The 14,857-nt window shown below is 44.1% G+C and carries 8 protein-coding genes; 6 read left to right on the forward strand and 2 right to left on the reverse strand.

Features of this window, described 5'->3' with window-relative positions; all coding sequences use genetic code 11:
• Nucleotides 1-14: 14 nt before the first annotated feature.
• Nucleotides 15-3,092, forward strand: coding sequence for a discoidin domain-containing protein (locus AC58P7_RS00240; protein WP_497339367.1), 3,078 nt, complete (start codon nt 15-17; stop codon nt 3,090-3,092).
• Nucleotides 3,093-3,251: 159 nt separating this feature from the next.
• Here AC58P7_RS00240 and AC58P7_RS00245 read toward each other — a convergent pair whose 3' ends face one another.
• Both AC58P7_RS00245 and AC58P7_RS00250 read right to left on the reverse strand, forming a co-directional pair.
• Complete coding sequence (locus AC58P7_RS00245) at nt 3,252-4,145, reverse strand: carbohydrate ABC transporter permease (protein ID WP_497339368.1); 894 nt, start codon at nt 4,143-4,145, stop codon at nt 3,252-3,254.
• 20 nt (nt 4,146-4,165) lie between these two features.
• Entirely contained in the window at nt 4,166-5,137 is a 972-nt protein-coding gene (locus tag AC58P7_RS00250; RefSeq protein ID WP_497339369.1) for an ABC transporter permease, read from the reverse strand.
• Between the two features lie 175 nt (nt 5,138-5,312).
• Here AC58P7_RS00250 and AC58P7_RS00255 point away from each other — a divergent pair, with 175 nt between their 5' ends.
• The 5 genes from AC58P7_RS00255 to AC58P7_RS00275 all read left to right on the forward strand — a co-directional run bounded on the left by AC58P7_RS00255 (nt 5,313) and on the right by AC58P7_RS00275 (nt 14,721).
• A complete protein-coding gene (locus AC58P7_RS00255) occupies nt 5,313-6,860 on the forward strand; it encodes a response regulator (RefSeq protein ID WP_497339370.1) in 1,548 nt (515 codons plus the stop codon).
• The gene (locus AC58P7_RS00260) at nt 6,838-8,610 is read left to right on the forward strand and encodes a cache domain-containing sensor histidine kinase (RefSeq protein ID WP_497339371.1); all 1,773 of its coding nucleotides are present in this window, start codon (nt 6,838-6,840) and stop codon (nt 8,608-8,610) included. The genes AC58P7_RS00255 and AC58P7_RS00260 overlap by 23 nt, the downstream gene beginning before the upstream one ends.
• Nucleotides 8,611-8,791: 181 nt before the next feature.
• The gene (locus AC58P7_RS00265) at nt 8,792-10,411 is read left to right on the forward strand and encodes an ABC transporter substrate-binding protein (RefSeq protein ID WP_497339372.1); all 1,620 of its coding nucleotides are present in this window, start codon (nt 8,792-8,794) and stop codon (nt 10,409-10,411) included.
• Between the two features lie 32 nt (nt 10,412-10,443).
• Nucleotides 10,444-12,555: an alpha-galactosidase gene (locus AC58P7_RS00270; RefSeq protein WP_497339373.1), complete on the forward strand. Its 2,112-nt coding sequence runs from the start codon at nt 10,444-10,446 to the stop codon at nt 12,553-12,555.
• 102 nt (nt 12,556-12,657) lie between these two features.
• Nucleotides 12,658-14,721, forward strand: coding sequence for an alpha-galactosidase (locus tag AC58P7_RS00275; protein WP_497339374.1), 2,064 nt, complete (start codon nt 12,658-12,660; stop codon nt 14,719-14,721).
• Nucleotides 14,722-14,857: the final 136 nt, after the last annotated feature.

The following is a 14,857-nucleotide window of genomic DNA, read 5'->3' on the forward strand; positions in this document are numbered from 1 at the left end:
ATAGGAGGGAATTCATGATTAAAAAATCTCTTTTATTCATCGCAATTTTCGCTGTGATGCTGACCGGATTGCTGCAAGCAGGCGCAACAACTGCCTTGGCTGCCACGGTAACCATCTCACAGGCCGGTAATGTCGTGACTGCAACGAACGGAACACTGACGATCACGTACAATTTGTCGACAGGTAAAGGTAATTTCAGTTCCGGATCTACGAGCATCATGAGCAATTTTTATTCAGATTACGGCGTAACGGGAAGTTCAACGCGGATTAGCTCGTACGATGCAGGAACAAGATCAGCTAGCTGGACGACGATTGGCACGGATAGCTACGGCATAAACGGTAAGAAACTAACGATCAGCAATACGTTGACATCGGGCTCAACAATTATTCTCTATGTAACACTTTACGAGAATAAACCTTTTGCATTAGTAAGCATGACGGTAAATAAAAGTACTTCGCAAAGCATTAACTTCATGGAGCCGATTGCGGCGAACAATTTGGATATCGGCACGGGCACAGATAAACGGATTTACACTACGCCATACAATAACAACTACGATTATGGTGTGGCACCTGTAAACGATTTTGGTAACGGTGAAAATCAAATTGATCGCACGGCCACATCTACGACGACATGGGGCGCTTTTGATGGAACGAGTTATTGGGTGGCTGCGATGTTTGACAATACGAACAAGAAAGGATTTATTGCTGGTGCTGCCACTACACCCAATTGGAAAAGCATGCAGTACTTACATCAAGCCACCACGGCTAATGGTCCGTTAACGGGATTTTCCGTTTATAACTCCGGCGGCACCCAGAGCGGAACCTCGATATCGTCGGATAAGTTTTTCCTAGGCTACTACAGCGATTACCAAGATGGTTTGGAACAATTCGGCCAAACCTATGCAGTTGGAGAGCCAAAACTTTCATGGACCGGCGGCGTGCCGATGGGCTACAACAGCTATTACAGTTTCTATGGCTTGCCGACAGTAGACGCGATGAACGGCATGATTGATTATTTTGCCGCTAATCTGAAACCGTTGGGCTACACCTATATGAATCTGGATTGCTGCTACAAAGGAACGTCAGGTCAGGCGTACCCGGCTGATTTCCAAGCCTTTGCGGATTATGCGCACAGTAAGGGATTGAAGGCGGGCAATTACACAGCGCCATTCTTTATTTACCAACAGCTGACAGATACGGTTCCGGGCGCACCAACGTATACATTTCAAGATATCGCACTTAAAGATAGCAGCGGTACGCCAATCTCAACGTATCTCGGGGCAAGTACGTACATTATTGACGCAACGCATCCGGGGGCGCAGGCTTATTTGAGAAATCTAATGGATGTGGACTTTGTCAATGTGGGCATGGACTATGCGAAGCTAGATTTTCTTGATCTGGGGATGTATGAGGGCAATCATTATGATGCTTCCAAAAATGGGATGCAGGCTTATCGCATCGGTATGCAAATCATGCGTGATGAGCTGCTAACTGCTTCGCAGCCTATTTATATTAACGAATCGATCGCTCCGCTGCTCCCGTCCGGCTATGCGCACGGCAGAAGATCGGGAATTGACACAACGATTCCATTGCAAGGCAACCTTTATTCGGGCATTGAGCGCCAAGCCTTCAACTCCGCTGCCTCTTGGTGGACGAACGGCACTCTCTATACGTACAATGACCCCGACATGGCACTGCCCGAAAATATTGCCAATGGATTCTACAAAAATACGTTGAATCAAAGCAAGCTGTACTCCACGGTAACGATGCTGGAGGGCGGTCATAACATCATCGGTGACAATGTTCCGTTTATTTCAGAGGATCGGATGAGTTCTTTGACGAATCCGTCATTAATTGCTTTATCTGGTCAAGGTAAAGCGGCTAAGCCGATTAAGATGACGAACTTTTACCATAAACTCGAGCATTCGCCGACAGCGATTTACTCCACCGATACGAATGGTGACAAAATTGTCGGACTCTCCAATTGGAACATGAACAGCACAGCTTCAACGACCGTAACTTTCGCTGACTTGGGGCTAAGCGCAAGCACGACTTATACGATTACGGAGCTTTACAGCAACACCAAAATCGGCACCTTCACTGGCAGCTATACACGACTCCAGCAGCCAGGCGAATCGGTTATTTTGCGGATTTCGCCGACAAGCTCAGCTCTGCCACTTGCTCCTGCCAATCTGGCAGCTGGCAAAACAGCAACAGCTTCCAGCTTCTATTCGGCGGGTTACGAGGCTTCCAAAGTAACAGATGGGGATATCTCAACGCGTTGGAGCGCAGCAGATAGTCAGTATAATAATCAGTGGGTGCAGATTGATTTCGGAGCTGCAACGAATGTGAACCGTATTGCTGTCAAAGAATATGGCTACGGCAACCAGAATTTTCAAATCAATACGTACAATCTGCAATATTGGAACGGAACGAACTTTGTTAATCTCAAGAATGGATTTACGATCGGGGATAACCGAGTTTTTGATTTTCCAACCGTTTCGACGTCGAAGATTCGGATCTATATCAACAAAGCCAACTTTCTAGCATCGATTAATGAGATTGAGGCTTATAACATAACTGGGAATACGGGCAGTATCATCGACCAGGACAACAGTGCCACTGCGTATACCTCCTATTCGGATATTCGCGCTAATCTGCAACGTATGCAGACGTTCTCTTTAACGTCCACGAACTTGCCGAGAATAGATACGTATCTGTACGAGAGCTACGTTAACAAAGTGCCTGAAGACAATTTATACATCGATATCGTGAAGCTGGATTTGAATAATAATCCCGTGGAGAAGTTGTTCACGGCATCGTTGCCATCGAACAATATTCCTGGATCGGCGACGCCTTACGCGATTTATCCGAAGTTGACTGGCCTCGATACGACGCAGAAGTACGGCATTATTTTACGCTCACCTGCCTCGCTGGATGATGGCTCTACGAACAATAAATATGGATTTGCTTACAACGACAGTAATTCATACGCAGGCGGTCTTGAGCGGGTTTCTACAAACGGTGGTGCTACATGGAGTACAGAAAATAGTGGAAATCGTGATTTGATTTTTACCATCTATAAATAATGCAACGGAAAACGGGGGACTTGCCTTTCGGAGCACATTGGTATTCCGTTAGCGCTACCCCCATTCTATTTTTGCCAGCAACTTGCTCAGCGATCACGATCACTTTCAGTCGTAGTTGCTGTGCTTCCATTTAAATAAATCGAATTGCGTTTCCAAAACTTAGCTCTTAATCGCGCCCATCATCATCCCTTTAACGAAAAACCTTTGGACGAAAGGATACACAAGCACAATCGGCAGAGTCGCTACCATCGTTACCGCCATACGAATGCTTTCACTGGATACAGGAACACGGGTACTATTTTGTGCGAGCTGCTGGGCATCCGACATCATCCCGGAGGTTTGGTACTGATTCAATATTTTAACCATCACAGCTTGTAATGTTTTTAACTGAGGTTTGTAGGTATAAATATAGGAGTCATACCAGGAATTCCAGTGCCCGATGGCAAGGAATAAGCCGATTGTTGCAAGAACGGGAACGCACAGTGGCAGGATAATCCGGAAGAAGATTTGCAAGTCATTGGCTCCATCCATTTTAGCGGATTCTTCAATCTCACCAGGAAGCTGCTCAATAAAGGTGCGAACCAGAATCATTAAGAATACCCCGATCATTCCTGGGAAAATGAACACCCAGAAGGAATCGATCAATCCAAGGGATTTGATGACCATATAGGTAGGTATGAGCCCGCCGCCAAAATACATCGTAAATACGAAGAAGAATGAGAAGAATTTCCAGCCTAGCAAATGTCGTTTACTGAGCGAGTAGGCGAGCATGGAAATGCAGAAGGTGGATAGCGCCGTACCGATCACTGTACGCAATACGGTAACGCGAATCGCACTCCAAATTTCTGGGCCACGGAAGATCGTCTTATAACTATCGAAGGTAATTTCACGAGGCCAGAAGTATAACCCGCCCCGCAGGGTGTCTGTAGCATCGTTCAGTGAAATGACGAGAATATTCCAGAACGGATAGAACGTAACAATGAAGATGATGGTTAGAAAAATATATAAGGACGCATCCAGGATGTGATCTGAGATATTTTTTTTGCTATTCATACATGTTCCCCCCTTGTTGATTAAAATAGTGATTGACCGTTCACTTTTTTGGCTGTGAAATTGACGATGACAACGATGATGAAAGCGACAACTGAACTGAACATCCCTACTGCAGAGGCGTAGGAGAACATGCCGTTCTGAAGCCCGAATCGGAACGAGTACGTTGATAATACGTCTGAGTAGTCTTTTGTCAGATTATTGCCTAACAAGAAGTGCTGGTCGAAACCGGCATTTAATATGCCGCCAAGAGCGAGAATGAGCAGGATCACAATCGTTGGTTTTAAATGAGGCAGCGTAATGTAACGGATCTGTGTGAATCGGTCTGCTCCGTCCACTTTCGCAGCTTCGTAGAGCTCAGGGTTAATGGAGGCAATGGTTGCCAAGTACATGATGGAGTTGTATCCCATATCCTTCCAAGTGTTGCCGAGTGCAACGAGCCACCAGAAATACTTCCCGTTTTGCAAAAATAAGATGCTGTCATTCGTAATATGGAAAAATTTAAGAATTGCATTTACCGCACCGTCGGAAGATAGTAGAGTTACGATAATGTTTGCCGCAATTACCCAGGAAATAAAGTAAGGCAAGTATGACGCGGTTTGGACCGTCTTCTTGAAGCGTAAGTTCTTAATTTCATTAATCGCGATGGCGATAATAATCGGCATGGGGAATGAAAAGCATAGCGTAATGAAGGTGGAGGCGACCGTATTTCGCATGATTATCAGAAAATCACCGTTGGTAAAGAAGTATTTGAACCAATCTAAACCTACAAATTGACTATGAAACAAGTTCGTCCAGAACCCGCCAAGCGTTGGTTGGTAATTGACAAATGACATATACAAGCCAATCATCGGGGTGTACGCGAATAATAGAGCCCAAATTAACGCGGGCAGCATCATGAGAAACAAATATTTTTGCTCTTTGAAAACACGCCAGAGCTTGCGTCGAGGTATTTTTAACTCTCGTCCGTTGTGTACGTTTATGTTTGATTGCATGTGTGACACCTCGCAGTTCATGTGATATTAGAATTATAAGACTTTCAAAAAATAGATGTCGATATGACAATGTTCCGAATGATGCTTGAAAATAACTTTCATTTTGAAAAAGGGTTCAGAAACCGATAGGAACACAGTTATAATGAATTAAAAGTGGATGAACGAGGGGAACAACATGTATAGCATATTTCTAGTTGATGATGAACAGATTGAGTTAGAAATGATGCGTGATGTCATTCGGTGGGAAGAGATGGGGATTTATGTGGCAGGGACGGCAGTAAACGGTAAGGACGCCTTGGAGAAGATACAAGCGATTCAACCCGATATCGTTCTCACGGATGTCCAGATGCCGATTATGAATGGCATTGATTTAGCGAAACGGGTCACTGAGCAGTTCGATTGGATGAAAATTGTCTTCTTAACAGGTCATGATGAATTTAGGTATGTAAAATCAGCTCTTGACGTAGGAGCCGTAGGCTATTTATTGAAACCGTTGGATCTTGATGAGATCGAGAGCGTAATGAACAGAGTCAAAGAAAAGTGTGAGGAAGTTCGCCTCAAAAATACATCCTTACAAGCGACGAAGTCGAACATATTAACGGAGTTAGTATTCGAGAAAAATCAGGAGAGGATAAAAAAACTCATAGTAAGCTTCCATCACCTAGAGCGAATATCGGAACCTAAGCCATACACGATGGTGCTCATCAAAATTGACGATCATGTCGAGGAACGTCAAATTTTTATCGAAGATGCGATGAGACAGCTTCGAACGTTTACGAGCCAATTCAGCAAGGAACACCAGATGCATTGGAATGATGTATCGCTTCGCGAGGGTGAACTCGCCATATTAATCGACGGTGAACAAAAAGGCATTGATCGAGCGTTCTGGAGTGACATGTACCAGGCAATTCAACAGGTGCTGCCGTTCGCAGTGTCACTGGCTGTAGGCGAAACGTATGATTCGCTTGAGAACGTACATTCACTATACGATGATGCGAAAAAAGTATTAAGCGAGTTTTTTTATATCGGATATGGCAAAGTGATCTTCGCTGGGGATATTCAGGTCAACTTCGATAATCAAATACCGCCTTTTCCCGAGAATGAATTGTTAGAAGTCGTTCAACAGTTGAATGAAGAGCAGGTTGTACCGATCATCCATGAGTATTTCACAAGACTGATACAACTTCGTATACGGAAGAAGTACATTTATGATTGGGCACTGGACGTTATTGACCGTTTGCAGGAACAAATTCGCAACCAGCATACGGAGACGGGTTCAACGGGGACCCGGGCGGATTTATACCACTCCATTTACGATTGCAACACGATTCAAGAAATTGAAGAGGTTGTTGTACAAATACTGAAGCATACGATCGAGCCGATGAAAGACCGCTTTACGGATAAAAATTTGAAATTAGTTCATCAGGTTGGTTCGATTATACAGATGACGTTCCATCAGCAAATAACGATTACAAGCTTATCGAGCCAAGTCTATCTGTCTCCTAACTATTTGCGTTCGATCTTTAAAGAGAAAATGGGCGTGACGATTCATGACTATTTAACTAAAATTCGCTTGGAGAAAGCTAAAGAGATGCTTGGCGATCCATCGTTAAAGATACAGGACATCGCTCAAAAAGTAGGCTATGAGAGTACATCATACTTTATTTCTTTATTTCTGAAGAGCCAAGGGGTCACTCCGAATGAATATCGAAAAAGTTTATAGCGAGTTGCGTATTTGGCGGTCATTGGCGCATAAGGCCAGATGGATTACAAACGTGAGACTGCGTAATAAGTTTATTTGTATTTTTTTGATTTCCATTGTTCCCTTTTTTGGTTTAATTTATTATTCTTACACATCGACGAGAGCACAAATTACTGAGCAAACGTATGCGAGTTTGAGCGGTACGTTGAATCAGATTAATACGAATATAGAGAACCGACTGGATTACTACCATCAACTATCGAATATTTTATATATGGATTCACAGCTTCGCAATTATTTGTCGAACTACTATGAGAAGGCTTTCTATTACTTAGATGCGTTTGCCTATATTAACCGGACATTTGCTGGGATGATCGCTTTGAACACGAATGTAAAGGGCATCACGATTTATACGGACAATAAGACGCTGTACTCGGATGGAGAGTATGTCCGCTATACGGAAGAACTCCCGGAGGCCATAAGAAACCTTGCGATCGAGGCAGGTGGAGATATCGTGTTTACACAGACGGATGAGCATACGATCACCCTTGCTCGCTCGCTCACTTATTTCAGCCATGCGCATCCCTATGGCATATTGGCCATTCAAATTAATGTTGCTGAACTATACTCGTTGATTGAGAAAGAGAACAGTAACAAGAGCGTTTATATTGTCGATCAAATTGGCATGGTGATTACGTCTGTCGATAAGAGCTTAACGTCAAATAGGCTGTATGATACGTTCCCGATCCAGGACGAGCTTCAGTCCAGCTTTGGGAAGTTCGACAAACGGGTGAACGGCGAAGAGGGATTTTTCACTTATAAGCAGCTAAACAATGGATGGCGGACGGTCATTACCGTGCCGTACCATGAGCTGCTGGCGAGTACGAATACAGCAACGACACGAATCATTTGGATTTCGATTATTGCGTTTGCGGCGTCCATTTTATTAATCTACTCGACGACGAAAGTTATCACGAAACGAATCGAGAAGCTTCTCGTCCATATTCGGAAGATGGAACGAGGGGAGTTTCAAGTCTCATTGCCCAATATGGGACACGATGAAATTGGACAACTGTCGTTCGCGTTCAATAAGATGGCATCCAAAATTGAGGACTTGATTCAGGATGTTTACGTCAAGGAAATATCAAAGAAGGAAGCGGAATTGATGACACTGCAAGCGCAAATCAACCCGCATTTCTTATATAATACGCTGGCCTCCATCTCTTCCTTAGCATTAAAAGAAGGTGGCAAACAGGTGTACCAGATGGTTAATCATTTGGCGAAATATTATCGGATTTCCTTGAATAAAGGCAAGCGCATCATAATGGTGAATCAAGAGATTCAATTGGTAAAGAACTACATTTCCATCTTAGAGATTCGATTCCGAGGTATGCTGCATATGCACTATGATGTAGATGAGGACTTGTTAAAATTTACGACGATTAAGTTGATTCTTCAACCGTTTGTTGAGAACTGTATTAATCATGCTATCTATGATGAATCGGGGATTAACATTATTGTAAAGCTTCGTACCGAGGGTGAAGATATTTTGTTTCAAATTATTGATGATGGTGCTGGGATGTCTCAAGGTCATGTGAAAGATGCTTTTCAAAAAGCTAATAATTTATCTGGTTATGGGATTAAAAATGTGCATGATCGCATCCAGCTAACGTACGGCGAACAATACGGCGTGAATGTGTTTAGTCGTATAGGAATCGGAACTACGGTGACCTTGCGTATTCCGAAACGGATTAGCTATGAAGTACAGTAGTCTCCTGAAGAGCCTATTTTTCTTGCTTTAGAAAAATAGGTTTTTTTCATTTTCGATATGAAAGACGTTTTCCACTATGAATAATAACATTGCGATATAGATTAACAGCTGGAGTCTTTTTATAATTAAGCCTAGATATAACGCTCAACCATCATTGTGATCTATGAGAGGGGTTAAGGGAATGAAAAAGTTAAATGTAATTTTGTCAGCGGCTTTTCTGATGACCTTGCTTGCCGGATGTGGAACCAAAACAGTTACAGATGGAGCTTCACCAAGCAGTGCAACAGAAACAAAAGGGAACGATATTTCTCCGATAAAATTTACATGGTTCGATAAGAACACAGGGGATGCTTTCACGAATCCCGTAGCTCAAGCGATTACGCAGAAGACAGGTGTCACCGTAGAGATTCAACAGCCGACCGGCAATCCGCTAGAGAAATTGAATTTGATGCTGGCAAGCAATAATTTGCCGGATGTTATTATGCTCGATCGCGGAAGCGATATTATGAACAAATATGTTGCCTCGGGGGCAATTGTCCCGTTAAATGATTTGATTGACAAATATGGTCCGAATATTAAAAAAATGTATGGTGACACGTTGAAAAAGACTAGAAGTGCAGATGGCAAAAACTATTACTTGGCGAATTGGTACGGTCTTGAGAAATATCCGGTATTCGGCTTCTTGATGCGTATGGACATCCTGAAGGAACTGGGCGCAGGCGATAAAGTGAATAACGGTCAGCCTTTTACCGCGCAAGATTTTGAAAATTTACTCGTGAAATTTAAAGAGAAATATCCGACAATCGACGGCAAGCCTTCCATCCCGATGACATTGAATGGAGAAGATCTTGGAAGTGTGCAATGGACATTTAAAGGGATGTTCGGCATGAAGGTGTTCTATGAAAATAATGGAGAACTAAAGAAAGATATTCGAGATCCGCGTTACCTGGAAATGATGAAGTTTATCAATTCCTTGTACAATAAAGGTCTCATCGATAAAGAGTGGGCGACAATCAAAACGAAACAATATGAACAGAAGATTGCAGCCGGCAATGTATTCGCAACTGCGAATGCTTCATGGAATGTAGGCGCACCGAATACTTTGCTTAAAACGGATGCACCAGCGGGTTCGAACAAAGATGAAAGACAATTATACCAATATAAAGTGCTTGGACCTAACATTACAGCTAACCAAGTGACTTACGGTCCGAAAAGTTCATTAGGCTGGGACGGTGTGACGATCTCCAAGACGAATAAAGATCCGGTTCGCACAATCAAAATGTTGGATTACTTGGCAAGTGAAGAAGGCCAATATTTGTTGATGTGGGGGATTGAAGGCAAGGACTGGGATATGAAGGACGGTAAACACGTACCGCGTCCAGAAGTATTAGATGCGTTTACTAAAGATTGGAATAACGCTTCGAAAACAACGGGCATTCGCAAATGGACTTGGATGATCAAGAATGGTCCAGGTGCTGACGGCACGCCATATGATTTGATCGGACGTTATAAATCAGACCCAACGACGGATCTTGCCATCAAAAACCTTGCAGATACGTCCTATGACACGTCATCATACGATAATCTTGGACCTGCAGGCGGTACGCCTGAAGCGATTATGGAGCAAAAAGTCAACGAAGCGGTTAATAAATACTACCTAAAAATGGCATTAGCTCCTTCCGAACAACAAGTGACCGACTTGTACAATCAAATGATGCAGGAAGTGGAAGCGGCAGGTCTTTCCAAATTGGAAAAAATTTATAACGATAACTATCAAGCACGCTTGAAATTGTGGAAATAACCTATTTTAGTAACGAATAGCAGGTGAAAAGAATGACGATACAATATGATGAAAAACATCGCATATTTGCAATTCAGATGAATACAACTTCTTATGTATTTGGTCTGAATGAAAAAGAAAGTTTGCAGCACCTTCACTGGGGCGCATCGGTAAATGTAGAGGATTGTATTCCGTTACTCCGTTCCCGGTTCCATAGTTCCTTTGATATGGAACTAGAGCGCGAGATTGAAGAATATAGCTTCTGGGGAGAGCTCGTTTACAGCGAGCCTTCTCTCAAAGTTACGTGGCCTGATGGCGTACGCGACCTTTGTATGGAATATGCAGATCACCGAATCTTTGAGCAAGATGGTAAAGAGGTTTTGGTCGTTACGATGAAGGACTGTGTCTATCCCTTAGAAGTACACTTAACGTATGTTGTCATTTCTGAGTTTGATCTCATTGAGCGTTCAGCACGAATCGTGAATACAGGTGATGGCGACGTTTACTTGGAAAGTATGCAATCTGCTGCCTGGACGATGCCCACCTTATCCAATTATCGTTTAACCCATGTGACGGGGAAATGGTCTGGTGAATTCCAGCTTCGAGATACCGTACTATCCGAGGGTAAGAAAGTGCTGGAATCCCGAAGAGGTTTCACAGACGGGCATGCGAATCCGTGGTTTGCCATTGATAATGGACATGCAACGGAAGAGAGCGGAAAGGTATGGTTCGGTGCGCTTGGTTGGAGCGGTAACTGGAAGATTACAGCGGAGAAAACGCCGTTTAATCAAGTCCGAGTGACTGGCGGTATCAATGATTTTGATAGCGAGTGGATGTTGGGGCCCGGTGAAAGCTTCGAAACGCCGATGTTTGTAGGTGGATATACAGCACGTGGATTTGGTGAAATGAGTCGTCATCTTCATCAATATCAGTACAATTATATTATTCCAAGCCAGGAAACTCGCAAAGTCTTATATAATTCTTGGGAAGCGACATATTTCGATGTGAATGCCAAAGATCAGATGGCGTTAGCCGAGCGCGCAGCTAAATTGGGCGTAGAGCTTTTTGTAGTCGATGATGGCTGGTTTGGACAACGGAACCATGACCGGGCGGGACTGGGAGATTGGTTAGTGAATAAGGAGAAATTCCCGAACGGGTTGAATGAATTAATTCATAAGGTTCATGAACTGGGCATGGAATTTGGCATTTGGGTGGAGCCTGAATCTGTAAATCCGGACAGTGACTTGTATCGTCAGCATCCGGACTGGGTGTATCATTTCCCTACCCGAGGTCGGACGGAATTGCGTAATCAGCTACTATTGAACATCTCGAAGCCTGAAGTGAAAAGCTTCATTATCGAATTCATGTCAAACCTACTCAGTGAACATGATATTGCATTTATTAAATGGGATATGAACCGTACCGTTACAGAACCGGGCATGAAGGATCATCCGATCAATCGGCAGAAGGAGATTTGGGTTCGTCATGTTCAGAGTTTGTATGAGATTTGGGCAGAGCTGCGGAATCGGTTCCCGCATGTCGCATTTGAAACTTGTGCGGGCGGGGGTTCCCGAATTGATCTGGGGATTTTGCGCTATGCAGACCAGTCTTGGCCTAGTGATAATACGGATGCCTTTGACCGTCTAAGCATTCAAGAAGGGTTCGCCTATGTGTATCCTCCAAAAATGATGACATGCTGGGTTACGGAATCGCCTAGCGGGATGAATAAGCGGATGGCATCACTGCAATATCGCTTCCATAGCGCCATGATGGGGACACTTGGGATAGGTTCGAACTTGAACGAGTGGAGCGATGAGCTCATTGAACAGTCTGCTGCATTTGTCCAGCAGTATAAGGAAATACGTCCCTTAGTGCAATTTGGCCATCAGTACCGTCTGTCAAGTCTGAAGCATAAAGGGGTAACTTCTGTTCAATATGTGAATGACAGTGGTTCAGAGAGTATCTTCTTCGCATTCCTGCACTCGCAGCGATTAGGTGAGCCTTTGCCTCGTTTGTGTTTACAAGGATTAGAATCAGATCAAGCGTATAGCATTGATCAGTTGCCTGGAAGATGGACGGGCAGAGCTTTAATGAATATAGGCATTGAGCTGCCATTGCGCGGGGATTTTGATAGTCTACTTTATCGCATACAAGCAATCGAATAAGTGTATGAAACAAAGGGAAGTTCCACTTTCCGTGTCTGGAGTTACACGGAGGGAGGCTTCCCTCTATTTTCTTGAAAATGGGACTGACAAGGAGGCAGATGTGTGCAATTAAACAATGAAAACAAAGTAAGCGTGCGCGTGGATTCTGAGTCAATTATTCATGCAGATAATGGTTTGGTGCACATCGAAATTGATTTGGAAAAAGGCGAATTTGCTTGTTTCCGCCACGGTTTATTTGTCTTGAAAGAAATTCGAAGCGCATTTAGATGGCAAGGTCGGGAATACAACACAGGGATTTATAAACGACATTACATGTATGAAAAACCGGGGGAAATTGAAGACAGTTTCGGAAAAGGTATTCATTTGGTTATTCGGCACGAATCTATCGGCCTTCCAAATGTAGAGCAGCATTTTTATGTGTACCAGAATATGTCTTACTTTTTGACCAAAGTCGTTGTGATTCATGAAGAAGAAACAAAGGTAAACCGAATTTCAGTTATGAAAACGAATACATTAACATTAGAAAATGACTCCGCACCGGAGCAGGAGCTTCATGTGCTGCGTGTTCCTTATGATAATGACAAATGGGTGCGTTATGTCGCCAAACCGCTGCCGCTTGAAATCGAAAGCTATGAAGTTGCCGTTGTGTATCAGCCTAGCACTCGGCAAGGGCTCATCTTGGGTTCAATCACCCACGATACATGGAAAACAGGCATTCGGATCAAAGGGGAGATGGCCGGAAAACTGGATGAGCTCGAGCTGTATGGCGGAGCGGCGTGCGAAATGACTCGCGATTCCCAGCCGCATGGACATGTGAAAGGGACACGTATCGAATCTCCGCTCGTTTTTGCTGGGTTTTATGCGGATTACCGCGAGGGTCTTGAGATGTACGGAGGGGCTAACACTCGCATAGCGGCTTCACTGAAGTGGGAGGGCGGCGTTCCCTTCGGTTGGAACAGTTGGTCTGCCGCAATGACCAAGTTGGATTATGACCTGTATACCTCAACGAGTGATTTTCTGAAAAAGGAAGTACAGTCGCTGGGATTTCAGAACGAAAATACGCTGTACATCAATTTTGACGCTTTCTGGGACAATTTGACCCCTGCCGAAATGGAGGACGCGCTGAAGAGAGTTCGTCAAAACGGTCACAAGGCTGGAACGTACTGGACTCCTTTCGTTTTTTGGGGGAGCCCAGCTCAGTTCGGTCAAACTGTCGAAGGAACGAACGGCAAATACACGTACGCTGACCTTCTGCTTCGAGGCTTTGACGGGGAAATTCTCCCGGATATAGCCGGAGGGCTGGCCCTGGATCCGACGCATCCAGGAACACTTGAAAGAATCGATTGGTTCACCAGCAAAATGATTTTGGAAGGCTTCGAATACATCAAACTGGATTTTATGGCGCATGGTGCGCTTGAAGGAAGGCACTATCACCCTGAGATAACTACGGGAATTGCTGCGTACAACTATGGGCTGTCCTATTTGACGAAGAGACTGTCGCCTGAAGCGGCGGGAAGACCGATTTTTATCAACCTGTCGATTGCACCATTGTTCCCTTACGCTTTTGCTCACAGTCGCAGAATTTCCTGCGATGTATTCGGAATGATACAGGACACAGAGTATTTATTAAATTCACTGACGCACGGATGGTGGATGAACAATACCTTATACCGATTTAACGATCCGGACCATTCCGTGCTGTACAAGAGCTTCAATCAGGAGATGACGACACGGCATGAAGGGCGAAGCCGTCTGACGGCTTCCGTTATTGCAGGCACTGTTCTTCTGCTGGGAGATGATTTCCGAAATGAAGAAGCGGCATGGCGTGCCAAAGCTTGGTTGCAAAATCGAGAAATCATGGACCTTGCCCGTCTGGGGAAAACTTTTATGCCGGTCGAGGGGAATTATGGAGACAAGGCTTCTGATACTTTCGTACTTCTCCATCCAGACGATGACCAGATTGTTTATCTTGCTGTGTTTAATTTTGATGCGGTGCAATCTGTCGCAAAATCAGTAGCACTGGAACGGGCGGGGCTTGATCCCAGTCAGCGATACATCGTTTCTGACCTGTGGGAAGGCACGGAAAGCGAAGTTCAGGAAAAGCTCACGGTACATTTAGTGCCGGCTGAATCCAAAATTTTTAAGCTGAACAAAAAAAGTGAATAAGATGGGATGCTGTAATTCACTCCGCAAAAAATATTCTTTCTTTTGAAGAAGAGACCGAATTTCTGCTGAAGTTCTCCGAGGAGAACGATTATGTGGCAGGCGTTATTGATTGGCTGGATATGTCATAAAAAATGAT

It is taken from the genome of Paenibacillus sp. J22FR5 (assembly GCF_059691975.1).

Coding starts and splice junctions, on each gene's coding strand:
- AC58P7_RS00255 (WP_497339370.1), top strand. CDS start 5,313: ATGTATAGCATATTTCTAGTTGATGATGAACAGATTGAGTTAGAAATG.
- AC58P7_RS00265 (WP_497339372.1), top strand. CDS start 8,792: ATGAAAAAGTTAAATGTAATTTTGTCAGCGGCTTTTCTGATGACCTTG.
- AC58P7_RS00240 (WP_497339367.1), top strand. CDS start 15: ATGATTAAAAAATCTCTTTTATTCATCGCAATTTTCGCTGTGATGCTG.
- AC58P7_RS00250 (WP_497339369.1), bottom strand. CDS start 5,137: ATGCAATCAAACATAAACGTACACAACGGACGAGAGTTAAAAATACCT.
- AC58P7_RS00245 (WP_497339368.1), bottom strand. CDS start 4,145: ATGAATAGCAAAAAAAATATCTCAGATCACATCCTGGATGCGTCCTTA.
- AC58P7_RS00260 (WP_497339371.1), top strand. CDS start 6,838: ATGAATATCGAAAAAGTTTATAGCGAGTTGCGTATTTGGCGGTCATTG.
- AC58P7_RS00270 (WP_497339373.1), top strand. CDS start 10,444: ATGACGATACAATATGATGAAAAACATCGCATATTTGCAATTCAGATG.